Annotated in this window: 23 protein-coding genes; 14 read left to right on the top strand and 9 right to left on the bottom strand. The window is 70.6% G+C overall.

Annotated features, from left to right (window positions below; translation table 11 throughout):
• The first annotated feature begins 137 nt into the window (after positions 1–137).
• Both AYO52_RS05505 and AYO52_RS05510 read left to right on the top strand, forming a co-directional pair.
• On the top strand, positions 138–485 hold the full coding sequence (locus AYO52_RS05505; protein WP_067714532.1) for a hypothetical protein: 348 nt from the start codon (positions 138–140) through the stop codon (positions 483–485).
• 112 nt (positions 486–597) lie between these two features.
• Positions 598–1,227: an HNH endonuclease gene (locus AYO52_RS05510; protein WP_067714343.1), complete on the top strand. Its 630-nt coding sequence runs from the start codon at positions 598–600 to the stop codon at positions 1,225–1,227.
• 15 nt (positions 1,228–1,242) lie between these two features.
• On the opposite strand, the gene AYO52_RS05515 is transcribed toward AYO52_RS05510, so the two are convergent.
• The 5 genes from AYO52_RS05515 to AYO52_RS05535 form a co-directional block, all read right to left on the bottom strand.
• On the bottom strand, positions 1,243–2,853 hold the full coding sequence (locus AYO52_RS05515) for a pyridoxal-dependent decarboxylase (protein ID WP_067714346.1): 1,611 nt from the start codon (positions 2,851–2,853) through the stop codon (positions 1,243–1,245).
• Positions 2,850–4,256, bottom strand: a complete 1,407-nt coding sequence (locus AYO52_RS05520) for an MFS transporter (RefSeq protein WP_067714349.1) — start codon at positions 4,254–4,256, stop codon at positions 2,850–2,852. The genes AYO52_RS05515 and AYO52_RS05520 overlap by 4 nt, the downstream gene beginning before the upstream one ends.
• A 153-nt stretch (positions 4,257–4,409) precedes the next feature.
• Positions 4,410–5,252 (bottom strand): aldo/keto reductase, encoded by an 843-nt coding sequence (locus AYO52_RS05525; protein WP_067714352.1) that lies wholly within the window; start codon positions 5,250–5,252, stop codon positions 4,410–4,412.
• Positions 5,253–5,435: 183 nt separating this feature from the next.
• On the bottom strand, positions 5,436–6,005 hold the full coding sequence (locus AYO52_RS05530; RefSeq protein ID WP_067714355.1) for a TetR/AcrR family transcriptional regulator: 570 nt from the start codon (positions 6,003–6,005) through the stop codon (positions 5,436–5,438).
• A 92-nt stretch (positions 6,006–6,097) separates the two neighbouring features.
• On the bottom strand, positions 6,098–8,911 hold the full coding sequence (locus tag AYO52_RS05535) for an aconitate hydratase (protein WP_067714358.1): 2,814 nt from the start codon (positions 8,909–8,911) through the stop codon (positions 6,098–6,100).
• A gap of 245 nt (positions 8,912–9,156) precedes the next feature.
• Here AYO52_RS05535 and AYO52_RS05540 point away from each other — a divergent pair, with 245 nt between their 5' ends.
• The 8 genes from AYO52_RS05540 (at position 9,157) to AYO52_RS05575 (ending at position 17,407) form a co-directional block, all read left to right on the top strand.
• The gene (locus tag AYO52_RS05540; protein WP_067714361.1) at positions 9,157–9,696 is read left to right on the top strand and encodes a DUF6676 family protein; all 540 of its coding nucleotides are present in this window, start codon (positions 9,157–9,159) and stop codon (positions 9,694–9,696) included.
• Positions 9,697–9,980: 284 nt separating this feature from the next.
• Complete coding sequence (locus tag AYO52_RS18835; protein WP_244200723.1) at positions 9,981–11,528, top strand: NlpC/P60 family protein; 1,548 nt, start codon at positions 9,981–9,983, stop codon at positions 11,526–11,528.
• A 137-nt stretch (positions 11,529–11,665) separates the two neighbouring features.
• Positions 11,666–12,679, top strand: a complete 1,014-nt coding sequence (locus AYO52_RS05550) for a MoxR family ATPase (protein WP_067714538.1) — start codon at positions 11,666–11,668, stop codon at positions 12,677–12,679.
• The gene (locus AYO52_RS05555; RefSeq protein WP_067714363.1) at positions 12,676–13,659 is read left to right on the top strand and encodes a DUF58 domain-containing protein; all 984 of its coding nucleotides are present in this window, start codon (positions 12,676–12,678) and stop codon (positions 13,657–13,659) included. Before AYO52_RS05550 ends, AYO52_RS05555 begins: the two co-directional genes overlap by 4 nt.
• Positions 13,656–14,636 carry a VWA domain-containing protein gene (locus AYO52_RS05560; RefSeq protein ID WP_067714366.1) on the top strand — a complete coding sequence of 327 codons (981 nt, stop codon included), beginning with the start codon at positions 13,656–13,658 and terminating at the stop codon, positions 14,634–14,636. The genes AYO52_RS05555 and AYO52_RS05560 overlap by 4 nt, the downstream gene beginning before the upstream one ends.
• Before the next feature lie 66 nt (positions 14,637–14,702).
• A complete protein-coding gene (fabG1, locus tag AYO52_RS05565; RefSeq protein WP_067714369.1) occupies positions 14,703–15,434 on the top strand; it encodes a 3-oxoacyl-ACP reductase FabG1 in 732 nt (243 codons plus the stop codon).
• A 1-nt stretch (position 15,435) separates the two neighbouring features.
• Positions 15,436–16,278: an NADH-dependent enoyl-ACP reductase InhA gene (inhA, locus tag AYO52_RS05570; RefSeq protein WP_067714372.1), complete on the top strand. Its 843-nt coding sequence runs from the start codon at positions 15,436–15,438 to the stop codon at positions 16,276–16,278.
• Position 16,279: 1 nt separating this feature from the next.
• Positions 16,280–17,407 (top strand): ferrochelatase, encoded by a 1,128-nt coding sequence (locus tag AYO52_RS05575; protein ID WP_067714375.1) that lies wholly within the window; start codon positions 16,280–16,282, stop codon positions 17,405–17,407.
• Positions 17,408–17,442: 35 nt separating this feature from the next.
• Here AYO52_RS05575 and AYO52_RS05580 read toward each other — a convergent pair whose 3' ends face one another.
• A complete protein-coding gene (locus AYO52_RS05580) occupies positions 17,443–18,255 on the bottom strand; it encodes a hypothetical protein (protein ID WP_067714377.1) in 813 nt (270 codons plus the stop codon).
• A gap of 76 nt (positions 18,256–18,331) precedes the next feature.
• Between AYO52_RS05580 and AYO52_RS05585 the strand changes: the two genes are divergently transcribed.
• Complete coding sequence (locus tag AYO52_RS05585) at positions 18,332–19,144, top strand: DUF3097 domain-containing protein (RefSeq protein ID WP_067714541.1); 813 nt, start codon at positions 18,332–18,334, stop codon at positions 19,142–19,144.
• Here the strand turns inward: AYO52_RS05585 and AYO52_RS05590 are convergent.
• Positions 19,128–19,763: a TVP38/TMEM64 family protein gene (locus AYO52_RS05590; RefSeq protein ID WP_253701907.1), complete on the bottom strand. Its 636-nt coding sequence runs from the start codon at positions 19,761–19,763 to the stop codon at positions 19,128–19,130. The two genes, AYO52_RS05585 and AYO52_RS05590, sit on opposite strands and share 17 nt — an antisense overlap.
• 138 nt (positions 19,764–19,901) lie before the next feature.
• Here AYO52_RS05590 and AYO52_RS05595 point away from each other — a divergent pair, with 138 nt between their 5' ends.
• The 3 genes from AYO52_RS05595 (at position 19,902) to meaB (ending at position 25,148) form a co-directional block, all read left to right on the top strand.
• Entirely contained in the window at positions 19,902–21,740 is a 1,839-nt protein-coding gene (locus AYO52_RS05595; protein ID WP_067714380.1) for a methylmalonyl-CoA mutase family protein, read from the top strand.
• Position 21,741: 1 nt separating this feature from the next.
• Positions 21,742–24,048 carry a methylmalonyl-CoA mutase gene (gene scpA / locus AYO52_RS05600; RefSeq protein WP_067714383.1) on the top strand — a complete coding sequence of 769 codons (2,307 nt, stop codon included), beginning with the start codon at positions 21,742–21,744 and terminating at the stop codon, positions 24,046–24,048.
• Between the two features lie 92 nt (positions 24,049–24,140).
• On the top strand, positions 24,141–25,148 hold the full coding sequence (gene meaB / locus AYO52_RS05605) for a methylmalonyl Co-A mutase-associated GTPase MeaB (RefSeq protein WP_067714387.1): 1,008 nt from the start codon (positions 24,141–24,143) through the stop codon (positions 25,146–25,148).
• 151 nt (positions 25,149–25,299) lie between these two features.
• On the opposite strand, the gene AYO52_RS17600 is transcribed toward meaB, so the two are convergent.
• Together AYO52_RS17600 and AYO52_RS05610 are read right to left on the bottom strand one after the other, a co-directional pair.
• Positions 25,300–25,443: a hypothetical protein gene (locus AYO52_RS17600; protein ID WP_182640387.1), complete on the bottom strand. Its 144-nt coding sequence runs from the start codon at positions 25,441–25,443 to the stop codon at positions 25,300–25,302.
• Between the two features lie 92 nt (positions 25,444–25,535).
• Positions 25,536–26,774, bottom strand: coding sequence for an RNA polymerase sigma factor (locus AYO52_RS05610; protein ID WP_067714546.1), 1,239 nt, complete (start codon positions 26,772–26,774; stop codon positions 25,536–25,538).
• Between the last annotated feature and the right edge of the window lie 45 nt (positions 26,775–26,819).

Consider the following 26,819-nt stretch of genomic DNA (forward strand, 5'->3'; position numbering starts at 1 on the left):
CGAACTAACGGAGATGCCCACTAGCGGCGCCGCCCATCGGGGTGCGTCACACGCAGCATCCAGGCCGATCGAGTCGAGCGTCACACAGGAGACCCTTACCTGCGGTGATTCCGCGTTGACCTGAGATGATCGCCTGCATGGACATCGCCTTCAGTATCGTTCTGATCCTGCACTTCATCGGTCTCGCCGGCATCATCGGCGGCTGGCTGGCCACCATCAAGGCCCCGTACATGGCGAAGGGCATCCTGCACGGTGCCATCCTCCAGGTGGTCACCGGCCTCCTGCTCGTGGGACTGCGCGAGATGCAGGATGCCGATGTCAACCACATGAAGATCGGCATCAAGCTGCTGGTCGCCGTTGTGATCCTCGTCGTCGCGATCATCGGCGTCCGCAAGGAGGCCAAGGCCCAGGGCAGCACCGCGACCCTGACCCACGTCGCCGGCGTGCTCGGCATCGTCAACGTCGCGATCGCGGTCCTCGTCTGACGCGTCTCCCCGTATGCGGACAGCGCCCCCCGATCTCGAGTCGGGGGGCGCTTCTCGTCCGGGCCGGCCACACTGGGATGAAGACCGCAACATGGAGTTGGAGGGCGAGTAGATGGACGACGCGGCCCGCGATGTCCCCGATGCACCAGTGGTCGTGCCGGAGCTCGAGGACAAGGCGGATGTGCTGGCGGATGTGGCCGGTGCGATCGAGAACGTTGGGCTCGACGAAGGCAGTCGGATACTCGGCCTCCGCTACCCGTTCGTTCCCGTGGAGAAGACGTCCCGGAGTTACACGGAGCGCAGGTCGTTGCGCCTCTTCTACCGCGACGGGTTCGTCGACCGCTACAGCGGGACGCGTCTAATCAACCCCGGAGCCCTACGGCTGCTTTCGGTACTGCTTCCGGAGGACTTCCCCGCGGATCCGAACTGGGCGATGTCGAGATCGCACTTCGCGTTCTGGGAGCTTTTCCCGACCATCGACCACCTGCACCCGGTGTCCCGTGGGGGAGAGGACACGGAGGCGAACTGGGTGACGACATCCATGCTGCGCAACTCCGCCAAGGCGCACTGGACGCTCACCGAACTGGGGTGGAGACTCCATTCCTCGGGCGATCACGCGCAGTGGGACGGGTTGACCGACTGGTTCGTGCGGTACCTCCGGGCGAATCCCGCGCCTATCGCGGTCCCGTACATCGGCCGGTGGTTCCGGGCGTCGGTAGAGATCCAAGCGGAATTCTCCTGAATCACTCCATCACCGTCACTCCATCACCGCCGCGAGGTAGGCGCGGACCAGGCGGGCGCCCACGCCGGCGGGCAGCCGCTCGATCGCCGCGAGGAGCGGCGCCATCCCCGCATCGCCGCCACGGCCTGCCTCGCCCTCGTCCTCGCCGGCGGAGAGAACGCCGCCCACGAGCGCGTGGACCTCGTCCTCCGGCAGGGCGAGCAGGTCGGCGGGGGAGAGGGCGCCGGTCTCCAGCGCGTCGAGCACGTCGCCGAACCCCGTCGGAGGAACTGGATCAGGCTGCCCGCGGACCTCGTCGGCGGCCTCACGCGCCACGCGGAGGATCTCCTCGACGAGCCGTTCGGTCACCGGGGTGATAGTGAGATGAGACGACGACGACAAGGTCCCCCTCTTCTGGCGGTAGGCGGGTTGCGCCTGGACGGCGATGCCCCTCCGGGCGCAGGCATCCGCCCAGAGGTGCGGGTGAACGCGCCGGCCGTCTCCGGCGGACTCGTCGGCGACGACCGCGAGCAGTGGGCCGGGGTCGCGGTCGAGAACTCGTAGCCCCTCGATGCCGGACAACCCGTCGACCAACCGGTCGGTCGCCCGGGCGGTCCGGGCGACCAGTTCACGCTGCCCGCCGTCGCCGAGCGCCTCGAGCACCGTCCACGCCGCCGCGGCGGGTTCGAGCGGTTTGGATCCGGCGAGCGTCGGGTTGACCACCGGGTAGCCGGGCCAGTCGACAGTGGCGAACCATGCCGCCCGGTGGCGTTCGCGGCCCCGGCTGAGCAGCACCGACGTGCCCTTGGGTGCGAAACCGTACTTGTGTACGTCCGCCGAGATGCTGGTGACCCGCGCGACACGGAGGTCCCAGAGCGGCATCGGGTTCGGCTCGGTGGCGTCCGGACCGGTGGCGTCCGGACCGGTAGCGTCCGGACCGGGCCAGAACGGCAGCACCAGGCCGCCGAGGCAGGCGTCGACGTGCAGCCCGATGCGCGGATCGTGCTCGGCCTCGAGACCGGCGGCCACCTCGGCCACGGGGTCGATCACGCCGTTCGGGTAGGCGGGCGCCGAACACACCACCAGCACCGTGTCCCCATCGACCGCCGCGAGGAGCTCGGCGGCGGTCACCCGCCCCGTCCCGGGATCGACCTCGACGCCGACGAACCTCAGGCCCAGCAGGTGCGCGGCCTTGCGGAACGCCGCGTGCACCGTCACCGGCGCGACGATCGTTCCACCGTCGCCCGGCTGTCTACCGGAGACCTCGCGGGCGGCGAGGCAGGCGAGCATGCAGCTCTCGGTGCCACCGGACGTGACGTTCCCGTAGATGTCGCCACCGTGCCCGTCGCGGCCCTCGCCACCCGCGCCCGCGGACCGTCCACGGAGAATGTCGCGCACACGGCCGACTATGCCGCCGTGGATCCGGGCGACCGAGGAGTACACCGTGGGGTCGAGGCCGTTGACGCCATGGGCGAGACGAGCCGCGCGGGTCGCCAGTTCGTCGAGTTCGGCGAGCCCGGAATCGTAGACGTACGACAAGACCCGGCCCCCGGTGGTCGGCGGGTCCTGCGCCCGCATCGCGGCGAGGCGGGCCAGCGCGTGTTCCCCGCGATCGGTGATATCCAGGGCGAGGGGATCGGGGGTCATGTTCGCTCCGTCCATCGGGGATAGGACCGGCCGAGAGTCCGGAACAGCAGCAGGCTAGCGCCCGCGAGTATCGCGGGGACCAGGGAGAACGCGAGGACGATGGCCCAGTGCGCCGTCCCGGGCTGATCGGACACCCCGCCGGAGCGGAAACCACCGAATGCCAACAGGGCGAGCACGACGACCGGGCCCAGGGCCATCGCGCCGGTCTCCGACGCCGTCCACAGGCCGCTCATCGCCCCACTTCGTCGTCGTCCCCCCAACGTGCGGTCCAGGTCGGTGCAGTCGGGCAGCATCGACATCGGTAGAGCCTGCATTCCCGCGTACGCGACACCCGCCATCGCCACCGGGAGGTGGACCCACGCGCCGGGGGAGAAGCCGGCCGGGATGAGCAGCAGGGTCGCCACCGTGAACAGCGCCGTGGCCGCGGCCAGCGCCGGAACCTTCCCGCGGGCGTGCGCGAGACGGGTCCACAGCGGCATCACGAGTAGCGCAGGGCCCACCAGTGCGAGGAAGAGCCCGGTCAGAGCGGTCTCGTCACCCAGCACGTAGGTCGCCACGTACTGGCCGCCCGCGAGCATCACGGCCGTCGCGACAGCCTGCAGACAGAACACCGCGACGAGCAGCCGGAACGGCCGCGTGACCCGCAGCGCGTCGAGTCCGTCGCGATACTCGTGCGCGAGCCCACCGGCCGGCGCGTCGGCGCGCATGATCGTGCGGCGGCCGGCCACGAACGTGGACCACAGCATGCCCACCAGCATCAGTGCGGCGACGCCGACGGCCATCACCACGTACCCGGTCGGCCCGCCGCCGGCGGCGTCGCGTAGCGCGGGGCCACCGCCCCCGGTGAGCAGTATCGCCGCGGCGAGAACGGCCACCCGCCACGCCAGCAGCGTCACGCGGGCGGCGGCGTCATCGGTGAGCTCGGCCGGCAGTGCCAGATACGGCACCTGGAAGCACGAATACGCGATCGAGGCCAGGAGGAAGAAGCCCATCACCCACACCCCGGCCGCGCCCGTGCTCCAGCCGGGCGGCGCCGAGAAGGTCGCCACGAACAGCAGCGGCAGGGCCAGCGCGCCGAAAAGCATCAGGCCCGTGCGATAGCCGCTGCGGTGGGACGCCCTGTCCGAGATCGCGCCGATGAGCGGGTAGGCCAGGACGTCGATGACCTTGGGCACCAGCACGAGCACCGTCGCGACGGCGGCCGCCACCCCGATCGAGTCGGTGAGGTAGTACGCCAGCACCAACCCGGGCAGGGTGCCGAACGCACCCGTGCCCAGGCTGCCCGCCGCGTACGAGGCGAGGACCGGGGCCGTGGTGGACCGGTCGGTCGCTGTCCGGCCCGGCGCGCCGCGGGGAGCCCCGCCCGCGCCGGGCTCCCCGCCCGTGTCCGCGGTGGTGGTCATGGACCGACTCTAGGGCGCTTGCGGCCCGTCGCGCCGTCGAAAAGAGCGTTCCGCACACCTACCTCTCGGCAAACGTGTGCGGAACTGTCTTGTCGACGGGGTCTGGCGGTGGGGTCGGGAGCCGGGGTCTGGCGGTGGGGTCTGGCGGTGGGGTCAGCCGCGCCAGTCGAAGGTGTCCGGGTCCGGGCCCGAACGGGTGCCGTTGTGCAGCGCGGTGATGGAAGCCATCTGCTCGTCCGACAGCTCGAAGTCGAACACCTCGAGGTTCTCGCGCATGCGGGCCGGGCTCGAGGACTTGGGGAAGACGATGTCGCCCCGCTGCAGCACCCACCGGAGCACGACCTGGGACACCGTGCGCCCGACCTGCTCGGCGAGCGCCTGCAACTGGGGGTCACCGAAGACCGCGCCCTGGGCCAGCGGGCTCCATGCCTCCACAGCGATGCCCCGTTCGACGCACGCCGCGCGCAGGTCGTCGTTGACGAAGTACGGGTTGGACTCGATCTGGTCGACCGTCGGGGTGCTCAGGCCGGCCTCCGCCAGTCGCGCGAGGTTCGCCGCGGTGAAGTTGGAGACGCCGATCGAGTCGACGGCCAGGTCGGAGCGGATCTCCTCCATCGTCTCCCACACGGTGGCGACGTCGTTGTGCATCGCCAGTGGCCAGTGCACGAGGTAGAGGTCGATGCGCCCGCCCAGGGCCTCGAGCGAGCGCTCGGTGGCCTCACGGGCGGCGGTGCGCTCGTGGAAGGTGTTGTTGAGTTTGGTGGTGATCCAGAACTCGTCGCGCGGGATGCCGGACGCCGCGACGGCCCGGCCCACGCCCTCCTCGTTGCCGTACATCTGAGCGGTGTCGAGGTGGCGGTAACCGGCTTCGATCGCGTCGGTGACGACCTTCTCGGTGTCGGCGGGCGGGACCTGGAAGGTGCCGAATCCGACCTGGGGGATCGAGCGGCCGTCGTTCAGGGTGAGCTGGGGGATCTGCGCGTCAGGTGTGGACATGCGACCAACGTACGCGCCGTTCCCGTGGCCCCGCCGAGAAGAGGATCTCGTGCACGCTCACTCGACCGATACGCGCGTTTTCCTCTTCTCGGCGGGAACCTGCGGAGGCGGCGGAGGCGGCGGAGGCGGCGGAGGCGGCGGAGGCGGCGGAGGCGGCAGGCCCGGCGGGAGACCGGCTCCGGGTCACCCCTGCCCGGTCCGCAGGGACGCCTCGACGAGGTCGAGCATCTCGCTGACGTGCTCGGTGCCGCGACCCGTCGCCAGGTGAGTGATGAGGCCATCGAGCACGATGTCGAGGTACACACGCAGCACGTCCGCGGGGATGTCGGTGCGCATCCTTCCGGACGCCTTCTGTTCGCGGAGGCGGGCCACGACCGCCGCGTCGACCTCCGCCTGTCGGTCCGTCCACCGTTCCCGGAACTCCGGGTCGGTGCGGATCCGCCGGGCGATCTCCAGACGCGTCCCGAGCCAGGAGAACTCCTGGGGGTCGGCGAGGATCTCCCGCATCACCTGGACCAGACCCTGCGCGGCCACGGTGGCGGCCATCGCCGCCGCGTCGTCGTGCGCGAGTGCGAGGAAGAGCGCGTCCTTGTCGTCGAAGTGGTGGAAGATGGCACCCCGGCTCAGTCCGGTGGCCTCTTCCAGACGACGCACCGTGGCGCCCTCGAACCCGTACTCGGCGAAGCACTCACGTGCGCCTGACAGGATCTGGTGTCGCCGGGCGTCCATGTGGTCCTGACTGACCCTGGGCATCTCGCTACCTTCCTTCGGAAACACCGCGGCGGTGCGCAGTCACCGTGCCTGAGCAGGGGAAACCGCGCACCGCCGTTGATGTGGGAGGCCGATCAGCCCTTGATCATGTTCCGCAGGACGTACTGCAGGATGCCGCCGTTGCGGTAGTAGTCCGCCTCGCCGGGGGTGTCGATGCGCACCTTGGCGTCGAACTCGACGACCTGGCCGTCCTCCTTGGTGGCGGTGACCTTGACCGTCTTGGGCGTGGTGCCGTTGTTCAGCTCCTCGATGCCGGAGATGTCGAAGGTCTCCGTGCCGTCGAGCCCGAGGGTCTCGTGGGACTCGCCCTCGGGGAACTGCAGCGGGATGACGCCCATGCCGATGAGGTTGGAGCGGTGGATGCGCTCGAACGACTCGGTGATCACGGCGCGGACGCCGAGCAGGCGAGTGCCCTTGGCGGCCCAGTCACGCGAGGAGCCGGTGCCGTACTCCTTGCCGCCGAGCACGACGAGCGGGGTGTTCTGCTCGGCGTAGTTCTGTGCGGCGTCGTAGATGAACGCCTGCGGCGCACCCTCCTGGGTGAAGTCCCGGGTGTAACCGCCCGTCACGCCGTCCAGCAGCTGGTTCTGCAGCCGGATGTTGGCGAACGTGCCACGGATCATGACCTCGTGGTTGCCGCGGCGGGAGCCGAAGGAGTTGTAGTCCTTGCGCTCCACGCCGTTGGCGTCGAGGTACTGCGCCGCCGGGGTACCCGGCTTGATGGTCGACGCCGGCGAGATGTGGTCGGTGGTGACCGAGTCGCCGAGCTTGGCCAGGACGCGGGCGCCCTTGATGTCGGTGACCGGCTCCGGCTCCATCTCCATGCCCTCGAAGTACGGGGCCTTGCGAACGTAGGTCGACTTCTGGTCCCACTCGAAGGTCTTGCCGTCCGGGGTGCTGAGACCGCGCCAGCGCTCGTCGCCGGCGAACACGTCGGCGTACTTGGACTTGTACTCGTTGGACGAGATGGAGGCCTTGATGGTCTCCTCGATCTCCTCGGAGGTGGGCCAGATGTCCTTCAGGAAGACGTCGTTGCCCTCCTTGTCCTTGCCCAGCGAGTCATTCTCGAAGTCGAAGTCCATCGAGCCTGCGATCGCGTAGGCGATGACCAGCGGCGGGGACGCCAGGTAGTTCATCTTGACGTCCTGGTTGATCCGGCCCTCGAAGTTGCGGTTACCGGACAGGACGGCGGTCGCGGTGAGGTCGTTCTCCTGGATCGCGGCGGAGATCTCCTCCGGCAGCGGGCCGGAGTTGCCGATGCAGGTGGTGCAGCCGTAGCCGACGAGGTGGAAGCCGAGGGCCTCCAGGTCGGGCCAGAGACCGGCACGCTCGTAGTACTCGGTGACGACCTGCGAGCCCGGGGCCATGGAGGTCTTGACCCACGGCTTGGCCGTGAGGCCCTTCTCGTGCGCCTTGCGGGCGACGAGCCCGGCGCCGATCATCACCGACGGGTTGGAGGTGTTGGTGCACGAGGTGATCGACGCGATGGACACGATGCCGTGGTCCAGCACCATCTCCGTGTCGCCGACCTTGACCTCGACCGGCTTCGACGGGCGGCCCTCGGAACGCGTGGACGCGTCGGCGCGGACCGCACCTTCCTCGGCATGGGCGAGGGTCACCTTGCCGGCGTTGTCCGACGGGGCACCGCCCTCGGACTGCATCCGGCCCTTCTCGGTGTCACCGAGCGGCTTGGCCTCGCCGTCCACGTAGTTGTGGATGTCCTTGCGGAACGCGCTCTTGGAATCGGAGAGCTCGATGCGGTCCTGGGGACGCTTCGGGCCGGCGATCGACGGGACGACGTCCCCGAGGTCCAGCTCCAGGTACTCGGAGAAGACGGGCTCCTCGGAGTCCGGGTGGAGCCACATGCCCTGCTCCTTGGCGTAGGCCTCGACGAGGGCGAGCTGCTCCTCGTCGCGGCCGGTCAGGCGCAGGTAATCGATGGTCTCGCCGTCGATCGGGAACATGGCGCAGGTGGAGCCGAACTCCGGGCTCATGTTGCCGATAGTGGCGCGGTTGGCCAGCGGCACGGCCGCGACACCAGCGCCGTAGAACTCGACGAACTTGCCGACGACGCCGTGCTTGCGCAGCATCTCGGTGATCGTCAGCACCACGTCGGTGGCGGTGACGCCCGGCTTGATCGCACCGGTGAGCTTGAAGCCCACGACGCGGGGGATGAGCATGGAGATCGGCTGACCGAGCATCGCGGCCTCGGCCTCGATGCCGCCGACGCCCCAGCCGAGGACGCCGAGACCGTTCTCCATGGTGGTGTGCGAGTCGGTACCGACACAGGTGTCGGGGTAGGCCTGGCCGTTGCGGACCATCACCGTGCGCGCCAGGTACTCGATGTTGACCTGGTGGACGATGCCGGTGCCCGGGGGGACGACCTTGAAGTCGTCGAACGCGCCCTGACCCCAGCGCAGGAACTGGTACCGCTCCTCGTTGCGCTCGTACTCGATCTCCACGTTCTTCTCGAACGAGCTGGCCTGACCGAAGGACTCGATGATCACCGAGTGGTCGATGACCATCTCGGCGGGGGCGAGGGGGTTGACCTTGTCCGGGTCTCCACCGAGCTTCTCGACGGCCTCACGCATGGTGGCGAGGTCGACGATGCAGGGCACGCCTGTGAAGTCCTGCATGATCACGCGGGCCGGCGTGAACTGGATCTCGGTGTCGGGCTCGGCACTGGGGTCCCAGCTCGCCAGGGCCTCGATGTGCGCCTTGGTGACGTTCTTGCCGTCCTCGGTGCGCAGGAGGTTCTCGGTGAGGACCTTGAGCGAGTAAGGGAGCTTCTCGGCCCCCGGAACCGCCGACAGGCGGTAGATGTCGTAGGTCTCGTCGCCGACCTCAAGGGTCCCCTTGGCGCCGAAACTATCAATGCTTGCTGTCACGTCAGCTCCACTCGTGGTGCGAATGTCGGTTCGTCATCCCTCCCGGTGTCACCGCGTCTGTCTCGGGCGGCGGCGCCGGGGCGGACACAGCATCCATTGTGGACCCTGTGATCCGTCTTCGGCCGCCAATTTACCAGTACGCCCGTCCTGTATAGTCCCCGGCACGCCCGAACGTGGGCACGCGACTGCGGTTATCGCCGACGAGCGGCGCGTGGGTTCGTGGGCGACGACGGAGAGATGGCACCATGTCGCACGTGGACACTCCCTCCGATCCCGTGACGGTGCTCGCGTATGCGGCCGAGCCGATCATGTCGTTACGGGAGGACGAGGTCCCGCCCTGGCTGGACTACCAGGCCGTGGTCGCCGACCTCGCCGACGACGGGGTCTCCGCACCTGCACCGTTCGTCGAGGGCCTCCGGACCGTGGTGGACGAGGCCGGTGATCGAGGTCTGGACCTGAAAGTGGTCTACACCGAGGCGCCGGCGACCGTCTACACGGACGCCCGTGACCTCGCGGCGTTCCTGGGCGAGGAGTACGACGGCACGATCCTCGTGCGCACCCCGGTGTTCATCGGCAGCTCCAGCGACTCGATCCCGCGCCACCAACTCGAGGCCGGACAGGACGACGCCTGGGAGGAGTTCGACCCGGTGGCCTCCGCCGCGGTCTTCGCTCACAAGGTCACCGCCCCCGCTCCGCCATGGGGCGCCCTGACCGCGGCCGCGATCGTGGTCACCGTGCTCGCGCTCGTCGCCTTCGCGATCGTCCTGCGACGTCGCTCACGCTGAGAAGACGCCGAAACGTCGCTTTTCCGACAGCGGTGTCCAATTCGCGACACGCCGCCCGTCCTGCTGTTATGCAAGTTACAGCAGTGTATTTTGCCGACCGATGTTTCACATGTGTTCCCTGTGACCTACGGTGCTAAAGGAACACTAGGTTCTACCGAGTCGTGTTGAGGCTCCAGTGGCGCAGGGGAAGGCATCACCGGCCGCCGACACCGCCTCGGTCTCGCGTCCCGCCGTGCGGGTCGCGCGGTCAGCCGCACCCCGGTGCGGTCAGCGGAAGGTGAAACGTGGAGCCTGACCATTCGTCGAACCGTGCCCGAGGGGCGCGCACACGCAGGTATCCCGGAAGGGCACCCGGGCGGGCGGCACTGGCCGCGGTGCTGGTCCTGGGAACAGCCGCCGGTGCGGTGCAGGCGCCGGTGGCCGGAGCCCAGCAGGTCACCGCGGTCGCGCCCGGCGACATCTCCGGCCTTATCCGTGCCGTCGCCGATGCCAGCGCCCGACTGGACCAGACCCGCGAGGAGATCGCGGTCAGCCGGGAGAGCGTCAACAAGAGCCTGGTCGACCTCCAGATGGCCCGGATCGAACTCGACCGGGCCATCGCCGAGGCAGACCGCACCTCCGCCGAACGCGAGCAGGCGGAGTCCGGCGTCGAGTCCGCGCGCGGCACCCTCGACGATTATTCACGGCTGTTGCACCGGCAGGGAACCGCACCGGGCGCGGCGTCGGCGATCCTCGATCCCGGCGGGCCGGCGGATGCCGGGCTGCGCCAGGAGTATCTCCAGCGAGCCGCGGCCGACCAGCGCACCGTGGTGGGGGAGATGGTGGCGGCCGCCGATGAGGCCGCCCGGCGCGAGTCCGAGGCAGTGGCCGCCCGCGACTCCGCCGAGCAGCGTTACTCGGACGCCGCCGAGCGTCGGGCCTCCGCCGAGGCGGAGGTCTCCAGGGTCGCGGGCGACGTCACCGCTCTGGAGGACCGGGTCGTCGCGCTGACCCGTGAACTGGACGAGCACCGCGCCGCCCTCGCGGAGTCGGGTGCCACCCCGGCGGGGCCACGGGTCGACGCCGCGGACGCGGTCGACGCAGAGGCGATGCGCGCGGAGGCCCTCAGTGTCCTCGCGGGCCAGCCGGAGGCCGGGGAGCAGGCGGCCGACATCGCCTCCGCGCTCCCGTCGCATCTCGACCTGGGCGCGGTCCGGCAGTTCGCCGGGGGCTCCTCGGACGAGGCGACCCGAGCCATCGGGGGGACCATCGACGCCGGCAGCGTGGGCGCGGCCGTCGACGCCGGCATCAACGGTGACACCGAGGCGATCGTGCAGCAGGTCGCCGACGCGATCAGTCGGGCCGACTTCGGCTCGATCGCCCAGGGGCCGGCGGCGCCCGGGCCGGGCGCCGGCCAGGGCGGGAATGCCGGGACCCCCTCGAACAGTGCTCGCGTGGAGACCGTCGTCAACCGCGCCCTCTCCCAGCTCGGGATGCCGTACGCGTGGGGAGGCGGCGATGCCAACGGGCCCACCCGTGGCATCCGCGACGGCGGGGTCGCCGACTGGCACGGTGACTACAACAAGATCGGCTTCGACTGTTCGGGGTTGATGATCTACGCGTTCGCCGGGATCGGCAAGGCGCTCCCGCACTACACCGGCTACCAGTACACCGCCGGGCCGCAGTTCCCGGTGGCCACGCGACAGCGGGGCGACATGCTGTTCTGGCCCGGCCACGTGGCCCTGTACCTCGGCGACGGCCGCATGGTCGAGGCACCCCAGTCCGGTGACGTCGTGAAGATCTCGCCGGTGCGGATGGCCGGGATCTCGCCGATGGTGGTCCGGTTGGTCTGACCGCGGCACCGGTACTGTCGTCCCCAACCCGTTCGGACGGCCCCGGCAGGGCGCCCGGAACACCCGACCACGCGAAGGAGCCCTCCGCGGTGAGCGATCCCCATCCCGAACAGTCGAGCCGTCCCGGCGAGCCCCCCGTGAGTGCGTCGACGGCCGCGGAGGACGCACGTCTCCTGGAGCGAGCGGTCTACGAGGTCAAGAAGGTCGTGGTGGGCCAGGACCGACTGATCGAGATGATCCTCGTCGGCCTCCTCTCGCGGGGTCACATCCTGCTCGAGGGCGTCCCGGGCGTGGCCAAGACCCTCACCGTGGAGACCTTCGCCACCGTGGTGGGAGGGAGTTTCCGGCGGCTCCAGTTCACCCCGGACCTCGTCCCCGCAGACATCGTCGGCACCCGCATCTACCGGCAGGGCCGCGAGGAGTTCGATGTCGAGCTCGGCCCCATCCTGGCGAACTTCGTGCTCGCGGACGAGATCAACCGTGCACCCGCCAAGGTCCAGTCCGCGCTGCTCGAGGTCATGGCCGAGGGGCACGTCTCGATCGGCGGTCAGACCTTCCCCATGCCCAGCCCGTTCCTCGTCATGGCCACGCAGAACCCCATCGAGAGCGAGGGTGTCTACCAGCTGCCGGAGGCACAACGGGACCGCTTCCTGTTCAAGCTCGTCATGGATTACCCCACCCCGGAGGAGGAACGCGAGATCGTCTACCGGATGGGCTCGACCCCGCCGGAACCCACGCGGGTCCTCGGCGTCGACGCCCTCATCCGGTTGCAGAAGGCCGTCCGCGAGGTGTTCGTCCATCACGCGTTGGTCGACTACGTCGTCCGCGTCACGGTGGCCACCCGCGAACCCGCACGGCACGGGCTGGAGGACGTGGCGCGGTGGCTCTCCTACGGAGCCTCTCCCCGTGCGACGCTCGGGGCCGTCACCGCAGCCCGTGCGCTCGCCCTGGTGCGGGGACGCGACTACGTGGTGCCGCAGGACGTGATCGACGTCCTGCCGGCCGTCCTCCGGCACCGTCTCGTGCTGACCTATGACGCGCTTGCCGACGAGGTCACCGCCGACACCGTGGTGCGACGCGTGCTCGAAGCCGTACCGCTCCCACAGATCAGCGCGGTTCCCGCCCAGGCCGGCCCGCCGCCGTCACGGTGACCGCCGCGGACGAGGGCAGACGCGACGACCCCGTCGACGCGTCGTCCCGTGCGGCCCTGGCCCAGCTGGAACTGCTCGTCACGCGCCGTCTCGACGGGGTACTCAACGGCGACCACCGCGGACTGCTGCCCGGGCCGGGCACCGAGCCCGGGGAGGCGCGCGCCTACGAACCCGGGGACGACGTCCGAACGATGGACTGGTCCGTCACCGCCAGGACCACCGTCCCGCACATCCGTCAGACCATCGCCGACCGCGAGCTCGAGACGTGGCTGGTCGTCGACCTCTCGCCGAGTCTCGACGTGGAGGGCCGGCACGGAGCCAAGCGGCGACTGGTCGAGGCCGCCGTCGCCACCGTCGGCTTCCTCTCGGCGGGCGGTGGTAGCCGGGTCGGCATGGTCCTCACCGGGGACGGACGCCCACGCGTCCTGCGGGCGACCGGCGGACGGGACCACGTCCGACGCCTATTGGAGGAGGTGGCGCGGTCGACACCACGCGTCACGCCGGGGGGCTCGCTCGACGATTGCCTCCACGCCGTCCGGAACGCCGCTCGCCGGCACGGCCTGGTGGTGGTGATCTCCGACTTCCTGTCCGAGGTGGACTGGGAACGGTCGCTGCGCGTCCTGGGCACCCGCCACGAGTTCCTCGCCGTCCACGTGGCGGACCCACTCGACATCGCACTCCCGGCCGTGGGCGCCGCCCTGCTGCAGGATCCCGCCACCGGGGAGGTCCTCGAACTCGACGTCGACGACGCGCTCGCCGCCGACTACCGCCGAACCGCCGGTGAGCACCGCGACCGCGTCCACTCCGCGCTCCGGCGGTGCGGCGCACCCGTCCTCGCCCTGCGGACCGACCGTGACTGGATCCGTGACGTCATCGACTTCGTCGGTGTGCGCCGCCAGGGCGGCCTGCCGACCGGCGACAATCTCGTCCGCGACCTCCCCGACGACCGGCCCGGCACGCAGGAGGTGGCGACGCGATGAGCCTGTCCGAGTTCCAGCATCCGCTCTGGCTGATCCTGCTGGTCGTTCCACTGGCACTCGCCGTGGGATACGTCATCGCGCTGCGGTCCAAGAAGCGCCGGACCGTGCGGTTCGGCAACTTCGGGGTCCTCCGGACCGTCGATCGCCGAGGACGCCGCTGGTTCACGCACGTCCCGGCCGTGCTCCTGGTGCTGTCACTGCTCACCCTCGTGGTGGCCCTCGCCGGCCCACAGCGAGAACAGAAGGTTCCACGTAACCGGGCGACCGTCATGCTCGTCGTCGACGTGTCCCTGTCCATGGAGGCCACCGACGTCTCCCCGTCGCGACTCGAGGCCGCACAGCAGGCCGCCACGACCTTCGCGAACAACCTCACCCAGGGCGTCAACCTGGGCCTGGTCTCCTACGCGGGCACCGCCTCGATGCTCGTCGCCCCCACCACGGACCGGGGACCGGTGGTCCGCGCGGTCGAGCGACTCAGGCTCGACGAGCGCACCGCCACAGGGGAGGCCATCTACACCGCCACCCAGGCGATCACCACGTTCACCGAAAGCCTGGGCGGACCTGACCAGGCACCCCCGGCGAGAATCGTCCTGCTCTCCGACGGCAAGGAGACCGTCCCCGCCGACCCCACCGAGGAGCGGGGCGCGTTCACCGCCGCCGAACGGGCCTCGGAAGCCGGCATCCCCGTCTCCACCATCTCGTTCGGCACCCTGTACGGCACCGTCGACATCCAGGGCAGACCGCAGCCCGTGCCCGTCGACGACGCGTCCCTGCGACAGATCGCCGACATCTCCGGGGGCGACTTCTTCACCGCCTCCAGTCTCGAGGAGCTCGACTCCGTGTACCGCACCCTCGAGGAACAGATCGGCTACGAGTGGAAGAAGGCCGACGCCTCCCGGCCCTGGCTCGTCATCGGCACCCTGCTGGCCATGCTCGCGGCGGCCGGGTCACTGACCGCGCACCGGCGGATCCCGTGACACCGACCGGGACACGAGTGCGGACCAGCGCCGGACCGCCCGCCCCGGCTCGCTAGGGTGGGGGACATGGTTTCCGAGAGCACGCCCGGCACCACCCCCCGAACGGTCCTCGTGACCGGAGGTAACCGCGGGATCGGGCGGGCGGTGGCCGAGCGGCTCCATGCCGACGGCCACCGCGTCGCCGTCACCCACCGCGGGTCCGGGGCCCCCGAAGGGCTCTTCGGGGTGCAGTGCGATGTGACCGACCCCGACTCGGTCGACGCCGCCTTCACCGCCGTCGAGGCCGAGTACGGCCCGGTGGAGGTGGTGGTCTCCAACGCGGGGACCACCGATGACACCCTGCTCATGCGGATGAAGGACGAGCAGTTCACCAGCGTGGTGGACGCCAACCTCTCGGGCGCGTTCCGGGTGGCCAAGCGTGCCTCCCGCGGGATGTTGCGGGCCCGGTTCGGTCGCCTGATCTTCATCGGTTCGGTGGTCGGGCAGTCGGGCACCGCGGGGCAGGTGAACTACGCCTCGTCGAAGGCCGGGCTGGTCGGCATGGCACGCTCACTCACCCGCGAACTCGGGTCCCGCAGCATCACCGCGAACGTCGTGGCGCCGGGTTTCATCGACACCGACATGACCGCCGGTCTCGATGACAAGACGCAGGAGCAGGCGATCGCGGCGATCCCCCTCGGACGCAAGGGGTCGGCCGGAGACGTGGCCGGGATCGTGAGTTTTCTCGCCGGTGACGACGCCGGCTACATCTCCGGGGCCGTGATCCCGGTCGACGGTGGAATGGGAATGGGGCACTGACATGAGCCAGACCGACACGGGCGAGAAGGTGGAGACCGGCTCCGGGCTGCTCTCCGGTAAGACGATCCTCGTCACGGGCGTCATCACCGATGCCTCCATCGCGTTCCACATCGCCAAGCACTGCCAACTGCACGGTGCGCAGGTCATCCTCACCGCCTTCGGCCGCCCGTCGTTGGTCAAAGCCATCGCCAAACGCCTGCCCGAGCGTCCGCCTGTGATCGAGTTGGACGTCCAGAGTGAGGACGATCTGGCCGCGCTGGCCGACCGGGTGCGGGAGCACGCCGACTCGCTGGACGGCGTCGTGCACTCGATCGGGTTCGCGCCGCCCAGCTGTCTCGGTGATCCCTTCCTCGACTCGCCCTGGAAGGACGTGGCCGTGGCACTCGAGGTCTCCGCCTACTCCTACGCCTCGCTGGCCAAGGCGGTGCGACCCCTGCTGAACCACGGTGCGTCGATCATCGGCCTGGACTTCGATCCCCGGTTCTCCATGCCGTTCTACAACTGGATGTCGGTCGCCAAGAACGCACTCGAGGCGGTCAATCGCTATGTCGCCCGCGACCTGGGTCCAGAGGGGATCCGCTCGAACCTCATCGCGGCCGGGCCCGTCAAGACGCTCGCGGCGAAGGCGATCGCGGGCGAGGCCCTCGGACCCGGTGGCGAGCTGGACCAGATGCAGGACGAGTGGGACCGGCGGGCTCCGTTGGGATGGGACGTCGACGACCCCACCGCGGTGGCCACGACGGCCGTCGCCCTGCTCTCGGACCTTATGACCGCCACGACCGGCACGGTGATCTACGCGGACGGCGGCGCGGGGACGGTCTCGTTCAGCGGACAGGAGAAGTGACATGACGGGATTGACGGACGACACCGTGGGGCAGGACGACACAGTGGGGCAGGTCGACGCCCTGCTCGTGCTCTCATTCGGCGGGCCGGAGGGGCAGGAGGACGTGATCCCGTTCCTGGAGAACGTCACCCGGGGCCGGGGGATCCCGCAGGAGCGCCTAGAGGAGGTGGCCACCCACTACCGCCACCTGGGCGGCCGCAGCCCGATCAACGACCTCAACCGCGAGATCATCGCCAATGTCGAGGCCGAACTGGCCCGCCGCGCCCGCGACCTGCCCGTCTACTTCGGCAACCGCAACTGGACCCCGTACCTCGAGGACACCCTCATGCGGATGAGGGACGACGGCGTCCGCACCGCGGCGGTGTTCGTCACCTCGGCATGGGGTGGGTACTCCGGGTGCGGGCAGTACCACGAGGACATCGAGCGGGCACGGGGCGCGGTCGAGAACGCTCCCACGCTCGTGCGCCTGGGACAGTTCCACGACCACCCGAAGTTCGTCGAGCGCTTCGCCGCCGACCTGTCACGTGCCCTCGAGGACGCGCGGCAGCTCGCCCGCGACGCCGACTCCGACGGTGCCGGGGTCGGTACGGGGGGAGAACCCCGACTGGTGTTCACCGCGCACTCCGTCCCGAACACCGCCGACGCCACCGCCGGCCCCAAGAGGCTCGGCGGTCACCTCTACAGCCGTCAGGTCAACGATGCCGCGCGTCTCGTCGCCGCGGCGACCGGGGTGGACGAGTACGACGTCGTGTGGCAGTCCCGGTCGGGGCCACCGAGCGTGCCGTGGCTCGAACCGGACGTCGTGGACCACGTCCGGGACCTCGCCACGCATCAGGGGATACGTGACGTCGTCGTGTGCCCGATCGGCTTCATCTCCGACCACGTCGAGGTGATCTGGGACCTCGACACCGAACTCGTCGAGGACACCGACGACCTCGGGGTGCGCATCACCCGGTGCGCGACCCCGGGCCCGTCGCGGGAGTTCACCGAGATGATCCTGCAGATGCTCGACGAGGTCGAGACGGGGGAGCGGATCGAGCGGCTCGGTGACGTGCCGTCCCTGGGCTGTACCCGGAACGGCGCCCGGTGCGCGGTCGATTGTTGCCCGGCACCCTCGCGGAGAGCGTGACCTTACGCTCTGACGGTCCCGGTCCCCGGGCGTGGTCAGAAGGTTCTCAGCGCCGCCTCGCCGGCCGCGGCCACCGCGGACCGGCGTGCGGCGTCCTTCACGGCGACGAGTCGCCGGAGGACCGGCTCGCGCGCGGCGGGGTCCACCCCGACCTCCGGCTGTGCCAGCGCGACGGAGGTGATCGCCTCCACCCGGTCGATCCTGTCCACCAGTTCGAGGACGCGGGACGGGAGCCCGACCGGTAGGCGGGTGACGTGGGAACGGATGTCGATCCGGGCCACGTCGTTGGTGCGCACGGCCGTGCGTTCGATGAGGTCGGCGGCCTCCACGACGGCTCCACCCAGGTCGGCGAGCGCCTCCGAGGGGCCGGCCGGTTGGGGTCCGACGGGGCAGTCATGGACCCCGCGCGCTCGCCACCGCAGCACTTCGGGATGCGGTTGGACGCAGGTCAGGCACACGGCGTCCCGTGAGTCGGGGTCGCGGACGAGGATCCCCCACCCGGCGTCGGACACGTCCGCGCGGACCGCAGGGACCGGCGGCAGGCTCGAGGAGTCCCCGGGCGCCGTCGTGAGCAGGGACAGGGCCTCCGGCGCCGGGTACGAACGCCCGGCGCGCCGCAACGTCGTGACGAGCCCGGGCAGGAGTCCTGCCGGGCCGGCGGCGGGGGAGACCTCGGCGAGCATCGGGACAGGCGCTCCGACGATCTCCAGCAGGTGCGACTCCGCCAGGCCGGAGACGTACGAGGTCAACTCGTCGAACGGTTGATCCGCCCACGCGGTGCGCAGGAGGTACAGCGGCAGCGGCCACGCCGGGGACAGCGCGGTACTGCGGGTGAGGGGTCGGGACATGACGATCAATCCTACCGGCGGTGTGCCGCCGGCACCCCCGGCGCGGCGACGGCTACCGTGTCTGGCCATGGCAGACATGTACGGCTCCGACATCCTGTCCGGCACGGCGCGACGCCGCCGCCCGGAGGTCCCCGTCGTCGACGCCGAACGGGACCTGGTGGTGGAGGACGCCGAGTCCGGGTTCTGCGGCGCCGTGGTGGGTTTCGACCGGTCCTACGACGGCGAGTTCGTCAAACTGGAGGACCGGCGCGGTCGCGTGCGCCTCTTCGCGATGACCCCCTCGGCGTTCCTCATCGACGGCTCCCCGGTCACCCTGCGGAAGCCGGCCCCGGCAACGCGGCGGGGGCCCGCGGTCACCGCGTCGGGGTCGCGGAAGGTCGAGGGACTGCGGGCCCGCACGGCCCGCGCGGGGCGAATCTGGGTCGAGGGCATCCACGACGCCGCGCTCGTGGAGAAGATCTGGGGCCACGATCTGCGGGTCGAGGGCGTGGTGGTCGAACCGCTGCACGGGATCGACGATCTGCATGCGCTGGTCACCGAGTTCGGCCCCACCCGTCAGGCGAGACTCGGCGTGTTGGTGGACCACCTCGTCGAGGGCAGCAAGGAATCGCGGATCGTCGCCGGACTGGGGCAGGACGTCCTCGTGACCGGCCACCCGTACGTGGACATCTGGCAGGCGGTCAAACCCTCCGCCGTGGGGATCCGCGAATGGCCGGTGGTCCCCCGCAGCGAGGACTGGAAGACGGGGATCTGCCGGCGGCTGGGCTGGGGCGAACCCGCCGACGGGTTCCGCCACGTGCTCGCCTCCGTGAGCACCTACCGGGACATCGAACCCGCGTTGCTCGGAGCGGTGGAGAGGTTGGTCGACTTCGTCACCGAACCGGCCTGACCGGCAGCGTGGCGTCGAGGACCATCCCCACCAGTCCGATCAGGGCGAACCCAGCGGTGGCCCACAGTGCGGCCGTGCCGTCACCCTCGGTCAGGGAATGCCCCAGGAGGACCGCGGCGACGGTCCCGGGCGCACTGCCGATGAGGGTGGCCAGCAGGAACTGCGGGTAGGAGATCGAGGTCAGCGCGGCGGCGTAGTTGACCACCGAGAACGGCACCGCGGGTACCAGCCGCAGACTGCCCACCGAGAGCCACCCGCGCCGACGCAGTCGTGCGTCGATCGAGGCCACCCGCGGATCCGCGCGCAGCGCGGCTGTCCGGTCGTGACCGAGGCGACGGACCCCGGCGAACGCCAGTGTCGCCGCGATGCCGGTGGCCACGAGAGTCCACGGGATGGCCACGGCCGGGGTGAACAGGACCGCGGCGGTGTAGGTGAAGGTCGACCGGGGGATGGGCGAGACCGTGACGAGCGCGTAGGCGGCGAAGAAGGCAACGGGGAACCACGGACCCAGTCGCGTGGCCCATTCACGGAACTGCTCCAGCCCCGGGGTCGGCACGAGGGTCGCGACCAGGGCCACCAGCGCGACGGCCGCCACCCACGCCAACACCCGGTTCCGCACCGGGACGACTGTAGTTGCCGTGGTGCGGACGTCGTCCCCCACAGGTCCCCCTCACCGCGAGGGCGTGTTCCGGCCCCGGTGGGGCTGGACTAGAGTCCGGGGGTGACCCCCTTCACTCCACACGAGAACGAGGTACCGGTGACCAGTTCGACCACAGGCCCAGACCTTCGCTCCTGGTACGCCTCTGTGGGAGCCGTCCTCGCGAAGGCCGCCCGCAAGGATCCCGCCGACATGCCCGAGGACGCCTGGCGCGCACTGGTCGCCACCACACGCGACGGCATCGAGATCAACCCGCTGTACACGCGGGAAGACGAGATCGCCGAGCGCCCCGCGCCCGGGCAGTTCCCGTACGTCCGCGGCGGGGGCCGGTCGGGGCTGCCCGAGAGCGGCTGGCACGTCAGCTCGCGCATCGCGGTCACGGGGGAGGCCTCCGAGGTCAACACCGAGATCCTGGACCTGTTGAACCAGGGGGTCTCGGCACTGTGGCTCACCGCCGAGCCCGCCGCGCTGGCAGCGGTCCTCAAGGACGTCTACCTGGATCTGGCCCCGGTCACCTTCGATTCCGGTGCCGGCCTGGTCGAGGTCGCCGAGTCGTTCCTCGCCCTGCTCGACGAGCGCCGCGAGGCGGGTGACGGGGTCGTCGACCGCGCCGCCGTCGTCGCCGACCTGGGGGCCGCGCCCGTGACCGCCGCCTACGCGGGGACCGGCACGATCGAGCTCGACGCCGCGGTGCAGCTGGCCACGCGCGTCACCGAGCGCGAGGAGACCATCCGGACCTTCGTCGCCGACGGCACGGTCTTCCACGCCGACGGCGCCGGCGACGCCCAGGAGTTGGCCTACGCCGTGGCCGCCGGACTGGAGTACGTGCGGGCGCTGATGTCGGCGGGACTGTCCGCCGCCGCCGCGCTGCGCCAGATCTCGTTCCGGCTCGCCGCCACCGATGACCAGTTCGCGTCGATCGCCAAGTTCCGCGCGGGACGGCTCATGTGGGCCCGCGTCGCCGAACTCCTCGGCGCTCCCGAGGCCGGTGGCGCTCCGCAGCACGCGGTGACCTCCATGGCGATGATGTCGCGCCGGGACCCGTGGGTGAACATGCTCCGGACCACCCTCGCCGCGTTCGGCGCCGGGGTCGGCGGCGCCACCTCGGTGACGGTCCTCCCGTTCGATGCCTCGGTGCCGGGGGGCCTCGAGAGCACCTCCCATGCCTTCGCCGCGCGTATCGCCCGCAACACCCAGCTCCTGCTGCTCGAGGAGTCGCATCTCGGACACGTCGTGGACCCGGCCGGTGGCTCCTGGTACGTCGAGTCGCTCACCGACGCGCTCGCCGACGCCGCGTGGTCGGCGTTGCAGACGATCGAGGCGGAGGGCGGCCTGACCGCCGCGATCTCCTCGGGGACCGTCGCCGACGCCATCGCCCGCGTACGCGAGGCACGCGACGCCGACATCGCCCACCGCACGGCCCCGATCACCGGTGTGTCCGAGTTCCCCGATCTCGACGAGCAGCCCCTCGACGCCTCTCGCCGTGGCGGCGACGACTACCGCTACGGCCGCGCGTTCGAGGACCTGCGGGACCGGTCCGACGCGCACCTGGAGGCCACCGGCTCCCGCCCGACCGTCCTGATCGCGGGCCTCGGCCCCCAGGCCGAGACGACTCCCCGCGTGACGTTCGTGGCCAACCTGCTCGCCGCCGGCGGCATCGAGGCACGCAATCCGGTCGTCACCGAGGCCGGGCAGTACGCCGGGGCGCACGAGGGCGAGCGGATCGCCGTGCTCTGCGGCGCGGACAAGCGCTACGCGACCGAGGGCGCCGACGCCGTCCGCGCGCTCCGGGACGCCGGGGTGTCGACGGTGTACCTCGCCGGCGCCGAGAAGGGCTTCCCCGCCGACGCCACCGACCGCCCGGACGGGTACCTGGCCCTCGGCATCGATGCCGTCGCCGCCCTGACCACCCTCCTCGACCAGCTGGGAGTGCAGTGACATGACGACCTTCCCCGATTTCAGCACCACCCCGTTGCGGGAGACCTCCGAGGGGGCGCCCCTGCCGGACGGTGTCGAGACCACGGCCGACCACGAGGTGGGTCCCGGCGTCGACGCGGACCCGACGTGGGAGACGCCGGAGGGTATCGACGTCAAGCGCGTCTACACCAAGGCCGACCGTGACGCCGTGGAGGCGGGCACCGCCCCGACCGACGACGGCGAGGAGGTCACCCCCTTCCCGTTGGACACGGTGCCGGGTGCGGCACCCTTCCTCCGCGGGCCCTACCCGTCGATGTACGTCAACCAGCCGTGGACCATCCGCCAGTACGCGGGGTTCTCCACGGCCGCTGAGTCCAACGCCTTCTACCGGCGCAACCTCGCAGCCGGCCAGAAGGGCCTGTCGGTGGCGTTCGACCTGGCCACGCACCGTGGGTACGACTCCGATCACCCGCGGGTCGCCGGCGACGTCGGCATGGCCGGGGTGGCGATCGACTCCATCCTGGACATGCGCGAGTTGTTCGACGGCATCGACCTGTCGTCGGTGTCGGTGTCGATGACGATGAACGGCGCCGTCCTGCCGATCCTCGCGTTCTACGTGGTGGCGGCCGAGGAGCAGGGGGTGACGCCGGACCAGCTCGCGGGGACCATCCAGAACGACATCCTCAAGGAGTTCATGGTCCGCAACACCTACATCTATCCGCCCAAGCCCTCCATGCGGATCATCTCGGACATCTTCGCCTACACGTCGAAGATGATGCCGCGCTTCAACTCGATCTCCATCTCCGGTTACCACATCCAGGAGGCCGGTGCGACGGCCGATCTCGAGCTGGCGTACACGCTGGCCGACGGCGTGGAGTACCTCCGCGCCGGTCTGGACGCCGGGTTGGACATCGACAAGTTCGCGCCCCGCCTGTCGTTCTTCTGGGCCATCGGCATGAACTTCTCCATGGAGATCGCCAAGCTGCGCGCGGGGCGTCTGCTGTGGAGCGAGCTGGTCGAGAAGTTCGGGCCGAAGAACGCCAAGTCCAAGTCGCTGCGGACCCACTCGCAGACGTCGGGGTGGTCCCTGACCGCGCAGGACGTCTTCAACAACGTCGCGCGGACCTGCATCGAGGCCATGGCGTCCACCCAGGGTCACACGCAGTCGCTGCACACCAACGCCCTCGACGAGGCGCTGGCTCTGCCCACCGATTTCTCCGCGCGGATCGCCCGCAACACGCAGTTGCTCCTGCAGCAGGAGTCCGGGACCACGCGGCCGATCGACCCGTGGGCCGGCTCGTACTACATCGAGTGGCTCACCGCCCAGCTCGCCGACAAGGCCCGTCTGCACCTCCTCGAGATCGAGGAGGCCGGCGGCATGGCCCAGGCGATCGGGGAGGGCATCCCCAAGCTCCGCATCGAGGAGGCCGCCGCCCGGACCCAGGCGCGCATCGACTCCGGTCGTCAGCCCGTGATCGGCGTGAACAAGTACGTTGTGACCGAGGACCAGGAGATCGACGTCCTCAAGGTCGACAACTCCCGGGTCCGCACCGAGCAGCTGGCGAAACTGGACAAGCTGCGGGCGGAACGGGACGAGGACGCCTGCCAGGCAGCCCTCACCCGCCTGACCGAGGCCGCCTCCGGCGGGGCGGGCAGCGATATGGACGACAACCTCCTCGCCCTCGCGATCGACGCGGCCCGCGCGTACGCCAGCATCGGGGAGATCTCCGACGCGCTGGAGAAGGTCTACGGTCGTCACAAAGCGGAGATCAAGACCCTGTCCGGTGTATACCGGCAGGAGGTCACCAAGGAGGGCGCCGTGGACAACGTCACCCGGGCCATGCGGATGGCCGACGCGTTCGCCGAGCAGGAGGGGCGCCGTCCCCGCATCCTGCTGGCCAAGATGGGACAGGACGGCCACGACCGCGGTCAGAAGGTCGTGGGCACCGCGTTCGCCGACCTCGGGTTCGACGTCGACATGGGCCCGTTGTTCCAGACGCCGGAGGAGGTGGCCCAGCAGGCCGCCGACGCCGACGTGCACGTTGTGGGCGTGTCCTCCCTGGCCGCGGGTCACCTGACCCTGGTACCCGCACTGCGTTCGGCGCTCGCCGGGGTGGGGCGCGAGGACATCATGGTCACGGTCGGTGGCGTCATCCCGCCGGGTGACTTCCAGGAGCTCTACGATGCCGGGGCCGCCGCGATCTACCCGCCGGGCACCGTGATCGCCGAGGCCGCCATCGGGCTGCTCGACGCGCTCGCCGGCGAGCTCGGCCACGACCTCTCGTCGGCCGCCTCGGGTGAGGGGGCCGGCTCGGAGGTGACGTCCTGACCCGCCTCGGCTCCGGACCCGACCCGGCCGGTTCGGGCAACCTGTCGGGCAGTCTGTCTACCACGGCCGGCACCGGCTCGGTGCGTGGACCGGTGCCCTCGGCCACCGGGCCACGTCCGCGGCGCGAGATCGATGTCGACGCACTGCTCGCCGGCGTGCTCGAAGACCACCGCCCGGTCCTCGCCCGCGCGATCACACTGCTGGAGTCCACGAACCCGGCGCACCGGGAGAAGGCCCAACAGCTCCTGTTGGGCGCGCTGCCGCACGCCGGTGGGGCGCTGCGGATCGGCATCACCGGGGTGCCGGGGGTCGGCAAGTCGACGTTCATCGAGTCCTTCGGCCTGTATCTGGTGGAGCAGGGCCTCAAGGTCGCGGTCCTCGCCGTCGACCCGTCGTCCACCCGCACCGGCGGCTCGATCCTCGGCGACAAGACCCGCATGGCCACCCTGTCCACGGAACCGAGGGCCTACATCCGGCCCTCGCCCACGTCCGGCACGCTCGGGGGCGTGGCCAAGGCCACGCGGGAGACGATGGTCCTGCTCGAGGCCGCCGGGTTCGACGTGATCCTCGTGGAGACCGTCGGCGTCGGCCAGTCCGAGGTGACGGTGGCCGGGATGGTCGACTGCTTCACGTTCCTCACCCTCGCCCGCACCGGCGACCAGCTGCAGGGCATCAAGAAGGGTGTCCTCGAGTTGGCGGACATCGTCGCGGTGAACAAAGCGGACGGCCCGCACGTCAAAGACGCCTCGCGGGCCGCCCGCGAACTCGGGGCCGCCCTACGGTTGGTGCGTCCTGCCGACGCGGTGTGGAAGGTGCCCGTCCTGACCATGTCGGGACTGGAGGCCGAGGGACTGGACCGCTTCTGGAACTCCGTCCGCTCGCATCAGGACACGATGAACGGGATCGGCGAGGTGGAGGCGCGGAGGGCGCGTCAGCAGGTGGACTGGACGTGGTCCATGGTCCACGACACGCTGATGGCCCGGCTGGCCGCCGATCCGGAGGTGCGCAGGATCGCCCCGGAAGTGGAGCAGCAGGTGCGCGAGGGCACGCTCACCGCGGCCCTCGCTGCGCAGGCGATCATCGACGCCTTCGACTCCTGAGCCCCGCCGGGCACCGTCTTGCGCAGTGCGCAGGCTTCGCACCGCCCCCGACCGCCCACACCAAATCCGCTACTCGCACTGCCAATTTGCTACTCGGAATCGGGTAGCGGATCCGGAGGGAGAGTAGCGGATTTCGTGTGCCGCGGCGTGGTCAGCGTTTGCGCAGTACGAACCCGACCGCGCTCATGTGCTGGTCGTGCGCGACGAAGGTCCTGCGCATGGCGAGAACCCGCCGGCGGGCGTCCGCGTCGCGGAGGAGGTTTCGGACGATCCGGGCCACGCCGACGATGCCCACGCCGACGATGCCCTCGTCGGCGGGGACACGGCGGGGCTATCCTGCGGGGCCGGGTGGGGGAAGGAGGGATGTGCGGGCACGCCCCACGTCCTTCAGGCGTCCCACCAGCGCTGCAGGAGGTAGTCACGCTCGGCGTCGTTGCGGGCGAGTGCATGGGCGCGGACCCACGCCCGGCGCGCCTCCTCCGGACGCCCGAGCAACTCCAGGGTGACCGCCCTCGCCTCGTGGAACGGGTGGTGCTCGGCGAGCGCCGGGTCCGCGGACAACTCGTCCAGGTGGGCGATCCCCACCTCCGGCCCGTCTCGTCGCCCGATGGCCACCGCCCGCGCCATCCGGACCACCGGGCCGGGAGCGAGGATCACGAGCACATCGTAGAGGGCCACGATCTGCCGCCAGTCCGTCGACGCGAAGTCCGGGGCCTCGGCGTGCACGGCGGCGATGGCGGCCTGAACGGAGTACGGGCCCGGGCCGCCCGCGGCAGCCTGCTCTGCGAGCGACAGGCCTTCCTCAAGCAGAAGACGGTCCCACGTGCGGCGGTCCTGGTCCGGCAGGGGAACGGGCATCCCGTCGCGACCGGTCCGAGCGGACGCCCGTGCCTCGATCAGCACCATCAACGCCAGCAACCCGGTGACCTCCGACTGCGTGGGCATCAACCGGTGGACGATGCGGGCCAGCCGGATCGCCTCCTGCGTCAGATCCGTCCTCAGGTGACTCGCCCCCTCCGTCGCGGCATACCCCTCGGAGAAGACGAGGTAGATCACGGTGAGAACGGCCGAGAGCCGGTCGGGAAGCTCCGCGCTCCCGGGTACCCGCACCGGGATCCGGGTGACCCGCATCCGCTTCTTCGCCCTGACCAGCCGCTGCTGCATCGTGGGCACCGGCACCAGGAACGCCTGGGCGATCTCGGCGGTGGTCAGCCCCGCCAGGCACCGGAGCGTGAGCACGACCTGCTCCTCGACCTTCAGGGTGGGGTGGCAGCAGGCGAAGAACAGCTCGAGACGCTCATCCGGAATCTCGTCCGGGTCCGCGGGCGAGACCTCCACCGCACGGGCCGCCCGGTGTTCCTGCTCGACGTGCAGCCGGGCCAACCGCTCCGTCAGAGCCCGCTGTCGCCGGAGTCGGTCGATCGCCTTCCGCGCCGCGGTGGTCATGAGCCAGGCCAGGGGCTTGTCCGGCACACCGGTGACCGGCCACTTCTCCAGCGCGGCCGCGAAGGCGTCCTGCGTCGCGTCCTCCGCGAGGTCGAGGTCGCCGAACCGCGCCACGAGAGCCGCGAGCAGTCGCGAGCGGTCCTCCCGGCGCAGCGCGCCGAGCACGTCGCGAACCGCCAGACCCGGGGCCGCGCTCTCGCACTCCCCGGGTCGGCGGTCACCGGG

The sequence above is a fragment of the Dietzia sp. 111N12-1 genome (assembly GCF_001658045.1).
Lineage (GTDB): Bacteria > Actinomycetota > Actinomycetes > Mycobacteriales > Mycobacteriaceae > Dietzia > Dietzia kunjamensis.